Source organism: Lutibacter sp. HS1-25, from assembly GCF_004121075.1.
Lineage (GTDB): Bacteria > Bacteroidota > Bacteroidia > Flavobacteriales > Flavobacteriaceae > Lutibacter.
In genome coordinates this window covers 52,952-71,836 of record NZ_RHLN01000015.1, presented here as the reverse complement: position 1 = coordinate 71,836, position 18,885 = coordinate 52,952, and the positions used below count along the sequence as shown (strand labels likewise).

Annotated in this window: 13 protein-coding genes; 8 read left to right on the top strand and 5 right to left on the bottom strand. The window is 31.1% G+C overall.

The features are described from left to right. Positions 1–26: 26 nt before the first annotated feature. Positions 27–3,038, bottom strand: a complete 3,012-nt coding sequence (locus tag EC396_RS07565) for a DUF11 domain-containing protein (RefSeq protein ID WP_129366103.1) — start codon at positions 3,036–3,038, stop codon at positions 27–29. Between the two features lie 28 nt (positions 3,039–3,066). Continuing rightward, positions 3,067–3,642, bottom strand: a complete 576-nt coding sequence (locus tag EC396_RS07560; RefSeq protein WP_129366102.1) for a hypothetical protein — start codon at positions 3,640–3,642, stop codon at positions 3,067–3,069. Positions 3,643–4,113: 471 nt separating this feature from the next. Here EC396_RS07560 and lpdA point away from each other — a divergent pair, with 471 nt between their 5' ends. From lpdA to EC396_RS07535, 5 genes are all read left to right on the top strand, one after another. Then, complete coding sequence (lpdA, locus tag EC396_RS07555) at positions 4,114–5,514, top strand: dihydrolipoyl dehydrogenase (protein WP_129366101.1); 1,401 nt, start codon at positions 4,114–4,116, stop codon at positions 5,512–5,514. 122 nt (positions 5,515–5,636) lie between these two features. Then, entirely contained in the window at positions 5,637–6,941 is a 1,305-nt protein-coding gene (pabB, locus tag EC396_RS07550) for an aminodeoxychorismate synthase component I (protein WP_129366100.1), read from the top strand. 18 nt (positions 6,942–6,959) lie between these two features. Then, positions 6,960–8,306 carry a tRNA lysidine(34) synthetase TilS gene (tilS, locus tag EC396_RS07545; protein ID WP_129366099.1) on the top strand — a complete coding sequence of 449 codons (1,347 nt, stop codon included), beginning with the start codon at positions 6,960–6,962 and terminating at the stop codon, positions 8,304–8,306. Between the two features lie 208 nt (positions 8,307–8,514). Continuing rightward, positions 8,515–11,103, top strand: coding sequence for a phosphoenolpyruvate carboxylase (locus EC396_RS07540; protein ID WP_129366098.1), 2,589 nt, complete (start codon positions 8,515–8,517; stop codon positions 11,101–11,103). Between the two features lie 3 nt (positions 11,104–11,106). Then, positions 11,107–11,622: a DinB family protein gene (locus EC396_RS07535; RefSeq protein WP_129366097.1), complete on the top strand. Its 516-nt coding sequence runs from the start codon at positions 11,107–11,109 to the stop codon at positions 11,620–11,622. Here EC396_RS07535 and EC396_RS07530 read toward each other — a convergent pair. Further along, on the bottom strand, positions 11,619–11,819 hold the full coding sequence (locus EC396_RS07530) for a helix-turn-helix transcriptional regulator (RefSeq protein ID WP_129366096.1): 201 nt from the start codon (positions 11,817–11,819) through the stop codon (positions 11,619–11,621). The genes EC396_RS07535 and EC396_RS07530 overlap by 4 nt on opposite strands. Positions 11,820–11,984: 165 nt before the next feature. Here EC396_RS07530 and EC396_RS07525 point away from each other — a divergent pair, with 165 nt between their 5' ends. The 3 genes from EC396_RS07525 to EC396_RS07515 all read left to right on the top strand — a co-directional run bounded on the left by EC396_RS07525 (position 11,985) and on the right by EC396_RS07515 (position 17,018). Next, positions 11,985–14,381, top strand: a complete 2,397-nt coding sequence (locus EC396_RS07525; protein WP_129366095.1) for a penicillin acylase family protein — start codon at positions 11,985–11,987, stop codon at positions 14,379–14,381. After that, positions 14,374–15,408 carry a LacI family DNA-binding transcriptional regulator gene (locus EC396_RS07520; protein ID WP_129366094.1) on the top strand — a complete coding sequence of 345 codons (1,035 nt, stop codon included), beginning with the start codon at positions 14,374–14,376 and terminating at the stop codon, positions 15,406–15,408. The genes EC396_RS07525 and EC396_RS07520 overlap by 8 nt, the downstream gene beginning before the upstream one ends. A 74-nt stretch (positions 15,409–15,482) precedes the next feature. Next, entirely contained in the window at positions 15,483–17,018 is a 1,536-nt protein-coding gene (locus EC396_RS07515; RefSeq protein WP_129366093.1) for a YifB family Mg chelatase-like AAA ATPase, read from the top strand. A 27-nt stretch (positions 17,019–17,045) separates the two neighbouring features. Here the strand turns inward: EC396_RS07515 and EC396_RS07510 are convergent, their stop codons facing one another. Next, the gene (locus tag EC396_RS07510) at positions 17,046–18,035 is read right to left on the bottom strand and encodes a DUF481 domain-containing protein (RefSeq protein WP_129366092.1); all 990 of its coding nucleotides are present in this window, start codon (positions 18,033–18,035) and stop codon (positions 17,046–17,048) included. Between the two features lie 187 nt (positions 18,036–18,222). Further along, complete coding sequence (locus EC396_RS07505; RefSeq protein WP_129366091.1) at positions 18,223–18,804, bottom strand: YSC84-related protein; 582 nt, start codon at positions 18,802–18,804, stop codon at positions 18,223–18,225. Positions 18,805–18,885 lie beyond the last annotated feature (81 nt).

Genomic DNA, 18,885 nt, shown 5'->3' with positions numbered 1-18,885 from the left:
CTTCTCCTACACCACAATTATCAAGCTCATTTGTTACATCTCTCTTTTACAATAACATTTTGTTTTGCTGTTGTTGAATTTCCATTACCATCTTCAAATGTCCATGTTACAATTGTAGTACCTTGAGTTGTAATTGGGAAAACTGTAGTTGTAGTCCCTGTGATAGTTCCTGCACAAGCATCTGTTGTTGTTGGCGCTATTGGTGTTCCACTGCATTCTCCAACTGTTACATCTGATAAAATAGGTGTTACTGGTGCTTCTGTAACTAATACACTTGAGTTATATCCACAACTTACATCACTATAAATAGTAATATTTGCAGGTGCTGTAAACGTAGGTGCCTCTGTATCTTTTACAATAACATTTTGTTTTGCTGTTGTTGAATTTCCATTACCATCTTCAAATGTCCAAGTTACAATTGTAGTGCCTTGAGTTGTAATTGGGAAAACTGTAGTTGTAGTCCCTGTGATAGTACCTGCACAAGCATCTGTTGTTGTTGGCGCTATTGGTGTTCCACTGCATTCTCCAACTATTACATCTGATAAAATAGGTGTTACTGGTGCTTCTGTATCTTTTACAGTTATCAATTGAGTAACATTCTTTGTATTATTACAAGCATCTGTAACACTATATGTCCTTGTTATAACTTCTGGATTTGTATTTCCATCACTTTCATCTTTAACCCAAGCAATTATTGGCTGTATACCACTATTATCAAACGCATCAGTTACAACCAAAATATTAGCTACAGGAACATCCCCTATACATTGAACATTAATAGGCAACGGATTTGAAGCTGTAGGAGCTAATATATCTCCAGCTAAAATTTCAAAAACATTCGTCTCAGCAGAACAATCATTTGACGCATCTGAGATTAAAACCTTATAAAAACCCGCACTTAAATTAGTGTAACTTCCATCAACATCACCATCAGCTATATTTACAGCTACAAAAGATCCATTTGATGTAGCTGAATATAATAAATCATATCCTAAGACACCTGCTCCTCCACTAGCTGAAACTGTTAGAGTACCTGTATTTGTTTCTGAACAAATTAAGTTGGTAGTTTCAACACTATCAATACTAATAGGTGGAGCTGTATTTATTGTAAACGCAAAATAACAATCAGATGTTGAACCTGGTGGATAAGCATAGTAAGTACCTGGACCTGGAAAATTTTTTGTATATCTCACAGAAGAATCTGATACTGGTTGAGTATTGTAAAATCTCGCTGCAGGAGGAAAATAACCACTTATATCTGAAACAGGAACTGCACTTGCGTCACAATAATAAAAGTCTCTAATTGAAGAATATCCACTACAATCAAAATTAGTAGTATTGATATTAATTACTAATGGTGTAGGTATTGCCACTCCAGAACAATTAACATTATCATATCCCTGTATAATTGAATGGTTTTTAATAGACACACCTGAGTTTTGACCTACTCCATTTATAAATCCAGTCAAAGAAATATTAGAACCACAACTAGCATTTAATAATAATGCACAATCTTTTGTTGCTGATAATTTAAATTTTAAACGAGCTAATATTGTATTTGAATCAACTGGAAGAGGCAATGTTCCAATATTCCAAACTATATTGCTTCCAACAATTTTTGGCGCATCATTAGTTGAAACTAATGGTGAAAAAACTTCAGAAATTAAACTACCTGAAACATGAGTTGACATATATGGAATTGGAATTGTCAATATCATATCATTAACAGCTTCAGTTCCTAAATTTTTAACATCAATCGTAAATTCAACTTCCTCACCTGGCAACACAGTTGAGTTAACAACAGGAGATGTTGATACAACAGCTTCAACCTCAGGAACATACGCATCTACAGCAAAAGTTAAATTAAATATACTGTATGTATCCCCATTGATGTATGAATTCCCATTTGTTCCGTATTGAAAAGATACGGATTTTTGATTATTTTTAATTATACTTTTATTGGCATTTGGAATATCAAACATCAAGACATCTAATCCATTATTATTGATAAAATTTGGATAACGGGGATTTCCACCTGTGCTAATATCTGAATTAAAAAAGTTATCTTCTGCTCCTCTAGAATTTTTTAAAGACACCCAATTTCCAGCAACATTTTTAATTCTAAAATAATCACGTTCAATACCTCTATCTCCCTCACCAGCCATAAAGCCCATTTTCACTCTAACATCACCACTTATTGCTGAATTAAAACCATTCAAAATATCAATTTGATAAGTATTCGAATTTCTTCCTCCGTACACAAATGCATATCCATCAAAAACTGTAATATCTCTCCATTTTAAACTTGAATTACCATAAACTACAACAATACTCCATCCTCCATAATATCCAGTACCATCACCTTTACCTTCTATTAAAGCTATATCTGCCACATAATAGTCACCTAAACCATGATCTTTAACATACTGCGTAATATCAGCATGACCAGCAAACATATAATCACTATCATCAGTAGGATAATAAATATCAGTACTTAAATCATTATCTGCTCCATCTTCTGCCTCTATTGACTTATAAGAAGTTGCATTAGGGCCTTTTATTTTTAATTTCTTTTTATCGAACGTTTTTTTCACTCCATTTTGAGTAACCTCAAAAACGTTTTGCTTGTACACTGATCTCCCAGTCCAATATAAACCAGCATATACAATATCCGAACATGCAAGCGACACTCCATTCTCATCCTTAAATTGCAATGTTGCTCTTGAAGAGTTCCAAGTAGAAGCATCTCCATCGATATCAACATACTTCATTACATTGTAACCGTTTTGAATATTGTTATTAGCATTTCCATTTATATCATTTCCGGCATATGTTAAGTTTGTATTACCAATCATGGTAAAGTCTCCTTTAATACTATATGTTGTAGGTGGATTTGCTATTTGAGTTGACACCCTAGGTTCGAATTCTTTGCGAACTTGACTATAACTTTTAAAGCCTGTTACCAAAAGAAATGCTATAAACAACACTAACTGAATAAGAACTTTAGCTTGTAACTTTGAGGTGTAATTATTTTTCATATCCTATTTTATTAAAAGTTAGTCTAATTTATGAAGGGTTTATTGTCATAAAATAAACAGTAATACTAGACCCAGTATTAATCACAAAACGCTGCATTTGAGCAACCGATGTACTAAATTGATTACACTGCACGTAGATATATTTCAAACTAGAAAAACTTTGAAGAGTAGCAACATCAAAAATAGTATTTAACTCACTTAAACTTTCAACATTAATTTCAATTAACTCAACTGTTTGAAATACTGGATTTATAGTTTTTAAAATATTCAAGGATTTAACATCCTCTAATATCACCTTCACAGGATTTTGATTATCTGGCGCCATTGCAATTGCATTGTTAGCAATATAAATTGTAGGTTTCAAATTATAATTTAAATCATAAAAATTATTTAAATCCGCAGCGTAAGAATTATTTTCAACAGCGGCCAATGTAGTCTTGGCAGATTTAGTAGATTTATTTTGCGGAACTAAATTTTCTTGAGGATTATGATTAAATATCTCATATACTTTCACCTCTTGAGCCTTCACACTACAAATAAAAACGAACGAGACAACAAAAGTTAGAAAAAAGTTATAACAACTCAAAGTAGTTTTATTTTTCATATTTTAATTTTTAATTTTTTTACAACAGTAACCCAAAACTAAGTTTTAGACACATTGCCACATAAACATCAATCATTAAATCAACCTTTAATAAAAAATAGGTTAATTAACAATAATTACTTATCGTGGTATTTTAATATATAATATAAATGGATCTGTGGGGACCATTTTCTCAATTCAATAACAAAGATAGTACAGAAACACATTAAATCACAGACTCTTAACACCTATTTTACAACAATTTAACGAATGGGTGATATTTATCAATAAATGGTTCAAATTTCAATGTATCAAGCACAAGATTAGATTTAAACCCTCCAAATAACACCATAACCAACTAAAAACCAAATTATTACAAGTAAATTCATTTAATTCAAATGATATTCAATTTTCTTCTAAAGTATAGCCACTATATGCGGGCTAATTCATAAAAAATTCTATTTTTGCATTTCAACTTTAGTTAAAACTACTATGAATACATTTGATGTAGCCGTAATTGGCTCAGGACCTGGAGGATATGTTGCCGCAATTAGATGCGCACAATTAGGATTAAAAACAGCAATTATTGAAAAATACAATACATTAGGAGGTACTTGTTTAAATGTTGGATGCATTCCGTCAAAGGCATTGCTTGATTCTTCACATCATTATTACGATGCTACAAAACATTTTGAAACTCACGGTATAAATGTAAAAGGTTTAGAAATAAATTTTGAACAAATGATAGCTCGTAAAAACGAAGTAGTAGCGCAAACATCGGGCGGCATTAATTATTTAATGGATAAAAACAACATCACTTTACTACAGGGTATTGGAAGTTTTACCGATGCTACACATATTAATGTTACAAAATCTGATGGTACTGTTGAAAAAATTGAAGCTGCTAAAACAATTATAGCTACAGGCTCAAAACCATCAACGTTACCTTTTATTAAAGTTGATAAAAAAAGAGTTATTACTTCAACAGAAGCATTGAGTTTAACTGAAATTCCAAAACATTTAATTGTAATTGGAGGCGGTGTAATTGGCCTAGAATTAGGATCGGTTTATAGCCGCTTAGGTGCTGAAGTTTCTGTAATTGAATACATGCCAAACATTGTTCCTGGAATGGACGCAATGCTTTCTAAAGAATTACAAAGAACTTTAAAAAAACAAGGAATTAAATTTTACACAGATCATAAAGTAACTTCAGTTGAAAATAAAGGCAATGAGGTTTTAGTAATTGCCAATGACAAAAAAGGAAATCCGGTTGAATTTAAAGGCGATTATACGCTAATTTCTGTTGGAAGAAAACCATATACCGAAGGCTTAGGATTGGAAAATGTTGGCATCAAAGTATCTGAAAGAGGTCAAATTGAAACAAATGATCATTTACAAACAAACGTTTCTAATATTTACGCAATTGGCGATGTGGTAAAAGGCGCAATGCTTGCTCACAAAGCTGAAGAAGAAGGAACCATGGTTGCCGAATTAATTGCTGGTCAAAAACCACATATTAACTACAATTTAATTCCAGGTGTTGTTTATACTTGGCCAGAAGTTGCTTGTGTTGGTAAAACAGAAGAACAATTAAAAGAAGCTGGCGCTAAATACAAATCGGGTACTTTTGCAATGCGCGCTTTGGGTAGAGCAAGAGCTAGTATGGATTTAGACGGACAAATAAAAGTGCTTGCCGATGCTGATACTGATGAAATTTTAGGTGTTCATATGATTGGTGCAAGAGCTGCAGATATGATTGCTGAAGCTGTAATAGCTATGGAATTTAGAGCTTCTTCTGAAGATATTGCTCGCTCGTCTCACGCACATCCAACTTTTACCGAAGCTTTTAAAGAAGCTTGTTTGGCCGTAAATAACAGAGCTATACATAGTTAATTTTAAGTTGAAAATTAAGAAATTAAAGTCTGTTTTAAATAAATGCTATTGCCTACAATCAATAACATTTATTTAAAATTGACAATTCATAATTGACAATTTGTAATTCGTAATTTAAAAAAGTGCAACGAACAAATCACAAAATTCAAGTTCAGAATATTGCTGTTTTTAAAACGCAACTATTAATTTGGGCGCAGCAATTTAAAAAAGTGGTTTGGTTAGATAGCAACAATTATCCGCTAAACCACAGTAGTTTTGATGCAGTTTTGGCTGTTGATGTTTTTTCTGAAATTGAAACCAATTACTTTGGCGCTTTCAACAAATTAAAAGAATATCAAACCCGTGTTAAAGATTACATTTTTGGCTATTTAAGTTACGATTTAAAAAATGATGTTGAAGCTATTTCATCCAAAAATTTTGACAATCTTCATTTTCCAGATTTATACTTTTTTCAACCAAAAAAAATTTTTTTTATAAAAGGAAATACCGTTGAAATAAAATACATCATTGATTTTCAACAAGAGATTGATTCGGATATTTCAGAAATCAATCAACCAACAACCAACAACCAGCGACCAACAAGCAACAACCAAGTTAAAATAAAACTTCGCATTCATAAAGATGCCTATTTTGAAAAAATAAATACCATTTTAAACCACATTCATCGTGGCGATATTTACGAAGCCAATTTTTGTCAGGAATTTTACAGCAAAAATACAACTATCAATCCTTTAGCAATTTACCAAAATTTAAATGCTATTTCAAAACCACCATTTGCAACATTTTTAAAAATTAACGATAAGTTTTTACTTTCTGCTTCGCCAGAACGTTATTTAAAAAAAGAAGGTTTAACCATTATTTCTGAACCTATAAAAGGTACCGAAAAAAGAGCCGAAACTATAGAAGAAGATCAACAATTAATTAAGGCTTTAGAAAAAAACCCAAAAGAACGAGCTGAAAATATTATGATTGTAGATTTGGTGCGAAACGACCTTTCTCGTGCTGCAATTAAAGGAAGTGTAAAAGTTGACGAGCTTTGTAAAGTTTATACTTTTAAACAAGTTCATCAACTAATTTCAACCATTTCTTGTAAAGTATCAAAAAACACACATCCTGTTGAAATTATTAAAAACACTTTTCCAATGGGAAGTATGACAGGCGCTCCAAAAATTTCAGCAATGAATATTATGGAAGAACTTGAAGAAACCAAACGCGGTTTGTATTCAGGTGCTGTTGGTTATTTTACTCCCAAAGGAGATTTTGATTTTAACGTTATTATAAGAAGCATTTTATACAATGCAACAAAAAAATATGTTTCTTACTCTGTTGGTGGTGCCATTACAGCACAATCAATTCCTGAAAAAGAATATGAAGAATGTTTGTTGAAGGCAAAAGCTATGAAACAAGTTTTATTAAACACTAATTAATTATATTTACCACAAAAAATGCGAAAGGCTGTTCAAAAACATATCAATCAAAATTTACCTTTTTTAATAGGTAAAAAAATATTAATTGCAATATCAGGCGGTATTGATAGCCGTGTTTTAGTACATATTTTTCACCGTTTAGAATTTGACATTTCCTTAGCGCATTGCAATTTTATGCTGCGCGGAAAAGAAAGCAATAAAGACGAAGAATTTGTAAAGGAAATGGGTGAAAGTTTACAAATACCAACCTATACTATTCGCTTTGATACAGAAGAGTACGCAACAAAAATGGGCGTTTCTACCCAAATGGCAGCACGAGATTTGCGTTACAAATGGTTTTTACAACTTATTGAAAAAAATAAAATTGATTATGTTGTTACCGCGCATCAAAAAGATGATGTTATAGAAACTTTTTTAATTAATTTAACCCGAGGAACTGGCTTAGAAGGACTCACAGGCATACCTGCTGTAAACGGCAATATTGTTAGACCATTGTTACCTTTTTCTAGAAATGATATTTTAATTTACGCCACTAAGAAAAAACTAACTTGGCGAGAAGACAGCAGTAACTCTTCTATTAAATATGTTCGTAATAAAATAAGACACAAAGTAGTACCATTTTTAAAAGAGTTAAATCCTAATTTATTAGAATCGTTTAGCAACACACTTGATAATTTAAAAGGAAGCAAACAAATTATTGCAGATTATATTGAAATTGTAAAAACAAACGTTGTTAGCTCGCACCAAAATACACTTCATTTAAAAATTTCTGAACTTAAAAAGTTAAGCAATCCAAAAATATATTTGTACGAATTATTAAATGAATACGGCTTTACCGAGTGGGATGATATTGTTGAATTGTTGGATGCTCAAAGCGGAAAACATGTTTTTAGCAAAACACACAGATTGCTAAAAAATCGTGATATTTTAATTTTATCTAGCATTGTTTCAACTGAAGAAACAAGCATTTTTGAAATTGCTGAAAACACTTCATCAATAACAAAACCTATTGCTTTAAATTTTGAAAAAGTTGACATTGCTTTTGATACTAAAAACCATTTCAACAAAGTTTTTGACGAATTATTTTTAGACGAAAAAAACACCATTTCAATTGATTATGATAAAATTAATTTCCCTTTAACCATCAGAAAAAAAGAAAAAGGAGATTTCTTTTACCCAATTGGATTGAATGGCAAAAAGAAAATAAGCAAGTTTTTTAAAGACGAAAAACTATCGTTAGTTGAAAAAGAAAATACTTGGTTATTGTGTTCTCAAAATGATATTGTGTGGGTTATTGGTAAACGCTTAGACGATCGTTTTAAAGTTTCAAAAACAACTTCAAGTATATTAAAAATTAAAATCTAATTTCTTATAATTGATGAAGTTCAAATTGTTAAAAAAACTACTACTTCATTTTTTTATAGCCTAATTATTTTAAAATTCATCAAAAAAAATATTTGATTTACACGCTGTAAAAAAATTTACAAAAAAATCGATTTCGTTAAATTAAGGCTACAGATACTTTAATTTAAACAAAGCTTTTGTAAATTTACCGCTATATAACTAAAAAAATATGCATAAACAACCAAAATTCACACGTTTTACTGAAAACGTACTGTCTAAATATCAAATTTACAACAGTATTTTTACTTCACTTCCGTTTGATTCCATAACAAATACTGGTGTTTTACTACCATTATTTCACGAAAAATGTGAAAACGGATTTGCAAATAAAAAAAATCCAACAGAAATTGTTGAAGATTTTTTTAATGCCTATCAGCAAAACTTAACCGATGAAGAAAAAACGAAACTATTATTTCGTTTTATACAATATATTGAACGTCAAGTTGTTTTATTTGACGCAATTGAAGATGCTGCCTTTGCCGATGTAAATAACATGGATGGTGTTGGAACCATGCGAAATACCAAAGAAACTGCAGCACAAGAAAATAAAAAAGAAGCACTTCAAAAGCATTTAGAAGATTTTAAAGTTAGAATTGTATTAACTGCACATCCAACACAATTTTATCCAGGTCCTGTTTTAGGAATTATCACAGAACTTGCCCATGCTATTGAAAAAAACGAACTGCTTTTAATTAATAAATTATTAGCTCAATTAGGAAAAACTCCTTTTTTCAAACACCAAAAACCGTCTCCATTTGATGAAGCCGTAAGTTTAATATGGTACTTAGAAAATGTGTTTTACCACTCTGTATCAAATACTTACAATTACATTCAAAGTAATATTTTTGACGGAAAAGAAATCGATAACGATATTATTAATTTAGGCTTTTGGCCTGGAGGAGATAGAGATGGAAACCCATTTGTTACCACTGAAATTACCTTAAACGTTGCAAAACGTTTAAAACAAATGATTCTTAAAAATTACTATAAAGATATTCGTATTTTAAAGAAACGTTTAACATTTAACGGTGTTGAACAACACATAAACGAACTAGAAAAATTATTGTTTGACAATAGTGTGAATCCTGATTTAAACACTATGATTCCTCTTGATGAATTTATTGAACGTTTAAAAGTAATTAGAGAAATTATAATTACAAAACATCAATCAATTTACTTAGAAGAAATTACAGATTACATAAACAAAGTACGCTTATTTGGTTATCATTTTGCTACTTTAGATATTCGTCAAGACAGTAGAGTTCACCACAATGTATTTAGTGAAATTGTAACTACTTTAATCAATAATGGCAGTACAATTTTTCCAAAAAATTACCTAGAACTTACTGAAGATGAGCAAATATCAATTCTTTCAAAAGTTGAAGACAATGTAGATATCAACATTTTTGAAAATGAAATGGTTACAAAAACGCTAGGATCTATACACGCCATAAAAACCATACAACAAAACAATGGTGTGCGTGGAGCTAACAGATACATTATTAGCAACAACCAAAAAGCAGTAAACGTAATGGAAACATTTGCAATGTTTAATTTGTGTGGATTTAAACACAACATAACTGCAGATATTATTCCACTTTTTGAAACTGTAGACGATTTAGTAAATGCTGAAGGTGTAATGCGTAAATTATATACAAACGAAGCATACATGTCACATTTAAAAGAACGTGGAAGCAAGCAAACAATAATGCTTGGTTTTTCTGACGGAACTAAAGATGGTGGCTACTTAATGGCAAACTGGGCTATATTTCAAGCCAAAGAAAACTTAACTAAAATTGCAAGAGAATTTGGTATCAAAGTTATTTTCTTTGATGGTCGTGGAGGACCTCCTGCACGTGGTGGTGGAAAAACACATCAGTTTTATGCATCATTAGGCCCAACAATTGAAAATGAAGAAATTCAATTAACGGTACAAGGACAAACAATTAGCTCTAATTTTGGAACCAAAGACGCTGCACAATATAACATTGAACAATTATTAAGTGCTGGTATTTCAAACGAATTATTTAGCAATTCTAAGCATATTGTTACAGATAAGGAAACTAAAATCATGTCCGATTTGGCAACTACCAGCTACCAATCATATTGCGATTTTAAAAATCACCCTAAATTTTTACCATATTTAGAGCGTATGAGTACTTTAAAATATTATGCAAAAACAAATATTGGAAGTCGCCCATCTAAACGTTCTAGTGGTAATGAACTTAATTTTTCAGATTTAAGAGCCATTCCTTTTGTAGGTTCTTGGAGTCAATTAAAACAAAATGTACCTGGCTTTTACGGAGTTGGTACAGCTTTGAAAAAATATGAAGACAATGGTGATTTTGACACGCTTAAAAATTTATACAATAGTTCAGACTTCTTTAAAACTTTGATTGGAAACTGTATGATGTCACTTTCAAAATCATTTTTTGAACTGACACAATACATGGAAAAAGACGAAGAGTTTGGTGAATTTTGGAAAATAATTTACGAAGAATACTTAACTACAAAACGATTGATTTTAAAATTAACCGATTATACAGAGTTAATGCAAAGCAATAAAGTAGGTAAAGCTTCTATTCAAATGCGTGAAAACATTGTATTGCCTTTGTTAACCATTCAACAATTTGCGTTAATCAACATACAACAATTGCAAAAAGATCCAAATACAGATCCAGAATTGATAAAAGTGTATGAAAAAATGGTAACTCGCTCATTATTTGGAAACATAAACGCAAGTAGAAATTCAGCTTAATACATGACTACTTTACAAATTAGCGAAAACGAATATGCGCCTTTTTATAAAAATTATATTAAGGCGCTTGGTTTCGCAAATTTATTTGAAATACTAGTTTCTTCAAAAGAAGATTTACTAAAAACACTTCAAAATATTTCGGAAGAAAAACAACTTTACCAATATGATGAAGATAAGTGGACAATTAAAGAACTTGTTCAGCATATTATTGATGCTGAACGAGTTTTAAGTTACAGAGCTTTGCGTTTTTCAAGAAATGATGCTACTGATTTACAAGCTTTTGATGAAGATTGGTATGTTGAAAACTCCAATGGAAACCAACGAGATTTTACAGAACTATTAACTGAATTTGAACAAGTTAGAAACAGTAATATTTCATTATTTAAAAGTTTTACCGAAGAAATGTTTACGCTATCAGGTTCTATTAACGGAAGCGACATGACAGTTAGAGCTTTGGGTTTTATAATTGCCGGACACCAAATACACCATTTAAAAATTATTAAAGAAAAATATCTTTAATCTGTTTTTTCTAAAAAGAAAATTTGACTTACAGGCTTTTTAAAAAGTTTTGATATTTTTAAAGCCAACACAGTAGATGGTACATATTTACATAATTCCATTGCGTTTACTGTTTGCCTACTTACACCAATAACCTCAGCCAATTGGGCTTGTGTTAAATTGTGAATAGCCCGTTCTACCTTTAAATTATTCTTCATTTTTTAATACTTTTTTTACTGTAAAAAAACTTAAAATATCACAAAAAAATATTTTACAATTTTATAAAAGTAAAGTTTTTTTTACATTTAGACAAGTATTTATTACTATAACGTTTTCTAAAAGATTTCACTATATTTGTGCAAACAAAAAAAGATACTTTTTTAATGCGAATTTTAAAAAAAATCATTTTAATTATTTTTGTGTTAATTGCATTGATATTAGCAAGTGGGTGGATGTATACTATCTATCTAAAGCCATCTTATTCTGGTGAAATAAAACTGTCAAATATTGAGAACGAAACACAAGTTTATTATGATGAATTTGGAATTCCGCATATTTATGCTGAAAATGAATTAGACGCCATAACAACACTAGGTTATGTACACGCACAAGAACGCTTGTGGCAAATGGAGTTAATTAAACGAATAGCTCCTGGAAGATTGTCTGAAATTTTTGGAAAAGACATGCTTAAAAACGACCATTTTTTTGTGAGTTTAGGCATTGAAGAAACTTCAAAAAAAGCCATTGAAAAATTAGATAAAAACGGACCAGCTTATATGCTAGCAATGGCGTATTTAAATGGTATCAATCAATTTATTGAAAAAGGCCCTACTCCTATTGAATTTACAATTATTGGTATTGAAAAAGAAAAATTTGAACTCATTGACACATATAATATTTTAGGCTATATGTCTTTTAGCTTTGCTATGGCTCAAAAAACAGATCCTTTTTTAAGTATCATTCAAAAAAAATTAGGAATTGATTATTTAAAAGCATTGGATATTGCTATAAATCCAAGTTCAACTCTTATAAAAACAACAAACCAAGATCTTGAAAATTTTGAAAATTTAATTTCAAATATTGACCAAATTCTAGAAAAGTCTCCAATACCTTCTTTTGTTGGCAGCAACAGCTGGGTAGTTTCACCTAAAAAATCATCAACAGGAAGCGTGCTTTTTGCAAACGATCCTCATATTGAATATTCGCAGCCAGGCACATGGTACGAAGCTCATATTTCAACACCAAACTATGAGATGTATGGCTATTATATTGCTGGTGTTCCTTTTCCATTACTGGGCCACAATCGCAACTATGCTTATGGTTTAACCATGTTTGAAAATGATGATATGGATTTTTATAATGAAGAAAATCACCCTTCAAACAAAAATAGCTACAAAACACCACAAGGTTATTCAACTTACCAAATCACTTCAAAAACAATCAAAATAAAAGATGATGAAGATGTAACTGTTGAAGTAAAAAATACCAGACACGGTCCAATTGTAAATAATGTTATTGAAGAAATTTCAGACAGCAACCCTATTGCGCTATTTTGGGCATACACACAATTAGAAGGGCAAGTTTTAAATGCATTACACTCAATTTCTCATGCAACTGAAATGCAAGATGTTAAAAAGGGCGTTTCAATGATTCACGCACCTGGTTTAAATTTTATGTATGGAGATGTTAAAGGAAATATTGCGTGGTGGGCAGCCGCAAAATTATACAAGCACAAGCCACATGTAAACACCAAATTAATTTTAAATGGCGCTTCTGGTGAAGATGACATTGTTGAATATCTAGATTTCAGCAAAAATCCAATGGCCGAAAATCCTTCATGGGAATATGTCTATTCTGCAAACAATCAGCCAGATACTACTGCAAATATGTATTATGCTGGTTATTACCTACCCGAAGACAGAGCCAAACGAATTGTTGAATTATTAGCCCCAAAAAACAACTGGGATAAAAGTACTTTTGAAACAATGATTAACGACGTAACTTCAACAGTTGCATTAAATAACATTAAAGAATTCACTTCAATTATAGACAATAATTCATTTTCAGAAAAAGAAAAAAATGCTATTGAAGTGCTAAAACATTGGGATGGTTCAAATAATATTGACGATATTGCACCAACTATTTACAACAAATGGATTTATTTATTTTTGAAAAATACTTTTGAAGATGAAATGGGCGAAAAACTATTCAACCAATTTTTAAAAACTACTTTAATGAAACGTACAATTGCTGTTCAACTTAAAAAAGACACCTCTATTTGGTGGGATAACAGCATTACTTCAAAAGTTATTGAAACCAAAAAAGATATTTTATCAAAATCATTGATTGAAACAGTTGCAGCATTAGAAAACCAATTAGGAAATGAAATGACTACTTGGACTTGGGGAAAAGTGCATACTTTAGAGCACCAACACCCTTTGGGAACGGTAAATGCTTTAAGAAAATATTTTAATGTTGGTCCTTTTCCTTTAAACGGTGCAAGTGAAGTTATCAATAACACCAGTTACGATTTTGATAAAATAGAATTTGGAATGTACAATATTACACTTGGACCATCAACAAGAAGAATCATTGATTTTTCGGATATTGAAAATAGCGTAAGTATATTACCAACTGGTCAATCTGGAAATCCGTTTAGCACACATTACAAAGATCAGGCTGAAATGTACAACAACGGAACTTTTAGAAAAATGAAATTGAATAAAGAGGAGATCATATCAAGTTCAACAAAACTAACAATACTAACTAATAATGAGTAAGAGAATCACAATTAAGCAAATTGCAGCGGCACTTCATGTTTCTATTTCTACTGTTTCAAAAGCCTTAAACGACAGTTATGAAATAAGCGAAGAAACCAAGAAAAAAATACAGGATTACGCCAAAGAACACAAGTACAAACCAAATACTTTGGCCTTGAGTTTGCAAAATAAAAAAACCAAAACCATTGGTATTTTATTGCCTAATATTTTAACTTATTATTACGCTAGAGTACTTAGAGGTATTGAAGAAGTTACTACCGAAAAAGGATATAATATTATAACTTGTATCACCAACGAATCGTACAAAAAAGAAGTTGATACAATGGAAATGCTGTCAAATGGAACTATTGATGGTTTTATTGCCTGTATTTCTGAAGAAACTTTAAAAATTGGAAATTTTGATCATTTCAAAAATATTTTAGAAGATGGCACTCCAATTGTTTTATACGATCGTGTACATGCCGAAATAAATTGTGATAAAGTTGTAACAGACAACATTAAAAGTGCTTATAAAGCCACCCGTTTTTTAATGCGTTCTGAATGTAAAAACATTGCATTGATTTCAACTTCAGAAGGGTTAGATATTGGTAAATTTAGGGTTGATGGTTATTTAAAAGCTTTGCGAAAATACGATGTAATACCTAATGAAGATTTAATTATTCGTTACAATGATGAAGAAAATCTGAAGGATGCAATAAATAAAATGCTTGATGAAAATAAAGTAGATGGTATTTTTACCATTGATGAAATTTCTGGAGCTATTACAACACAAGTACTAAACAAAAGAAACATAAAAATTCCTCAAGAAATTTCAATTATTGGATTTACAAACGGAATTTTATCTCGCTACAGCACACCTCCATTAACAAGTGTAAATCGTTTTGCACATACTACTGGAAAAGTTGCCGCAAAAAGATTGATTGATAAAATTGAAGAAAAAATTCCATTTGACGATATTGTAACTGAAATTATCAAAACCAAATTGGTAGAACGCGATTCAACTAAAAAAATGTTTATCAAGTTTTAAACTTTATAAATAACTCCTAAATAGTTTATCATTAGCATTCATTTTTTTTCTATTTTTATAAAAAAGAAAAAAATATGCTAGTGAAAATTTTTGGCAGCGCCGTATTTGGCGTTGAAGCCACCACTATTACCGTTGAAGTAAATATTGACAAAGGCATTGGCTACCATTTGGTAGGCTTACCAGACAATGCCATAAAAGAAAGTAGTTATAGAATATCAGCCGCTCTAAAAAACAACAATTACCATCTTCCTGGCAAAAAAATCACCATAAACATGGCTCCTGCCGATTTGCGAAAAGAAGGATCTGCTTATGATTTAACTTTGGCAATAGGAATTTTATCTGCTTCAAATCAAATAAAATCAGATAAAGTTGGCGACTATGTAATTATGGGTGAACTATCGCTAGACGGAAGCTTACAACCCATAAAAGGCGCGCTTCCAATAGCTATAAAAGCACTTGAAGATGGATTTAAAGGTTTTATTTTGCCCAAACAAAATGCCAAAGAAGCAGCCATAGTTAATGATCTTGAAATTTATGGCGTTGAAAACATATTAGAGGTTATTGAATTTTTTGAAGGAAAAACAACTTTAGAGCCTACAATAATAGATACCCATGCAGAATTTAACAAAAATTTGGACAATCCCGAATTTGATTTTGCCGATGTAAAAGGTCAAGAATCTGTAAAAAGATCTATGGAAATTGCAGCAGCTGGCGGTCATAATATTATTTTAGTTGGCCCTCCTGGAAGTGGTAAAACAATGTTAAGCAAGCGGTTGCCTTCTATATTACCACCTATGACCTTACAAGAAGCTTTAGAAACCACCAAAATACATTCGGTTGTAGGAAGAGTAAAAGACACAGGATTGATGTGTCAACGCCCATTTAGATCACCTCATCATACCATATCAGACGTTGCATTGGTTGGCGGTGGTCAATATCCACAACCTGGAGAAATTTCTTTATCTCACAATGGCGTTTTATTTTTAGATGAATTACCTGAATTTAAGCGAACTGTATTAGAAGTTATGCGACAGCCTTTAGAAGACAGAGAGGTTACCATTTCACGTGCAAAATTTACGGTTACTTACCCTAGTAGCTTTATGTTGGTAGCAAGTATGAATCCTAGCCCAAGTGGTTATTTTAACGATCCAGATGCACCAGTTACCTCATCTCCTGCAGAAATGCAACGTTATTTAAGTAAAATTTCTGGTCCGTTATTAGATAGAATTGATATTCATATTGAAGTAAATCCTGTTCCCTTTGAAAAATTAACCGAAAAACAACAAAGCGAACCAAGTAAACAAATACGAGAACGTGTTACAAAATCCAGAGAAATTCAATCTGAACGATTTAAAGATTACGAAAACATTCATTACAATGCTCAAATGGGCGTAAAACAAATTCGTAAGTTTTGTAATTTAAATGATGAAAGTATGACACTTTTAAAAACTGCTATGGAACGCTTAAATCTATCGGCCAGAGCTTTTGACAGGATTTTAAAAGTATCAAGAACTATTGCCGATTTAGAAGGAATTGAAAATATCAACTCAACACACATTTCAGAAGCAATTCAATATAGAAGTTTAGACAGAGAAGGTTGGTTGGGATAATTTAAATTTATCTTTAATATTTACAAACTAATGCAAATAATAAGTCAATTGTAAATTTAAGCCGTAATCATTTGTAGAGAAAGCCTCAATTGAAGGTGGGTCACTATCGTAATTGAAATAAAAATTAAATCCAACTTTAAAATTATCACTAAAAACACTCACTTTCGGATTTAAATTAAAAGAAGCTCTATACCTGCCTCCATCAGTAAAATAAGGTAAGTATGTTATACTTGTGTCTACCCATATTTTTGGACTGGTAAATTTATACACTTTCCAAACCAACTGAAATATTCCGGCAATATCGTCTTGTGTACCATCATTTCCATAAGATTTTTCCCTGGTAATACTTAATCCAGTACCAGCATATAGCCGGTTCCAACTATTATAAGAAATATCTTTAACACCCATCAAATCGAGCTCCCAGCGAAATTTAGTTCCTAATTCGGTATTTTGACCTCCACCAATAATTGCCTGCGTAGAAAATCCATTATTTAATAAACGTTGCCAAGTAAGATTAAAATTTGTGTAGCTTGAATTTAAGGTATCACCCTGATAAGTATTATTGTCATCCCAATTAAAACTATAAAAACTTTTTTCTTTTCTATAATTAAGATTACCCGAAAATGCCAAAGTTGCTACACCACTCCCTTTTGAATAGTTAAAACCCAAACTAAAATTACCACTTGTTTTACTCCAAAAATTGTTTTTAATAGGATACGCTTCAATAATATCATCAATCTTTACAAGTGTCTTTTTGTCGCCATCTATAATATAAGTTGTTCTTTTGGTTTTAGATGCACCAAAAGAACCAAAATAAATATGGTCATTTTTCAGTTTTATTTCAAATTCTTTTGTTGAAATAATGGTATTAATTTTAACCTCTTCTAAATTTATAGTTCCCATACCCTCCATTTTCCAAATTACAACACCATAGACTAAACTTTTAAAGTCTCCCGTTAAAATGTTTCCGTTTATATGATAAATGGTATCAGTTTTTTGCGCACTAATTTTTGACATAGAAATTAGCGTCACTACAAAAAGAATAATAATTATGACATATTTATTTTTCAAAAAAAAGATGTTTATTTTAAAGCACTAATTTAATCTTAAATATACTTCATAATCAAACTATTTAAAAAAAAATAGATTCTTAAATATAAAAATTTATATTTAAGAATCTATAATAAATCAATTAAAACTATTTTTAGTTCAAATCTTTGTCTTTCCAATATTTAGTTCCTTGGATTGTAGCTTGAGCCGCTAACCCTTTATTGGTGACTTGGTAAAACGTAATATCAGGCGAAATACTAATTGCACCAGCAACTGCCCCTCCTTGTTTATTGTCTTTTGCAGCAGCATCTGCTTGCCCGCCACCTTGCCATCCTTCTTCTATAAAATTCTGATATGCTTTTGTGGTTTTAAATATAAAAATACCATTGAATTTTTTAACACCTATACCAACTCCAACACCTGCTGAATACATTTTCATATATGTTGCTTTACCTCCACTAACTGCTTTCCCAGCGCCATTTGCAGTAGATAGTAAAAACAAGTTCATACCAAAGTTACCAAAAACTGCATAGCCTTTTGAGTTTGCAATTTCATTTCTGGCCTGCGGTTGAACTTTGTATAATTCAGCAAGTGCTTTACTGGTCATTTTATCAATTTCAGCTCTTTCTTCAGCAGGACTTTTCTTATTCTTTTTTTCTTTTTCTTGTGCAATAATTGATGTTGATATAAAACCTATTAAAATAAGCGTAAATAGGTTTCTTGTAATTGTCTTCATAATTTTATTTTATTAGTTTTTAACATAAAGTAAAATTATGGGGTTTAGATCATTAAGTATACGACATGTTGTGTCGGATCT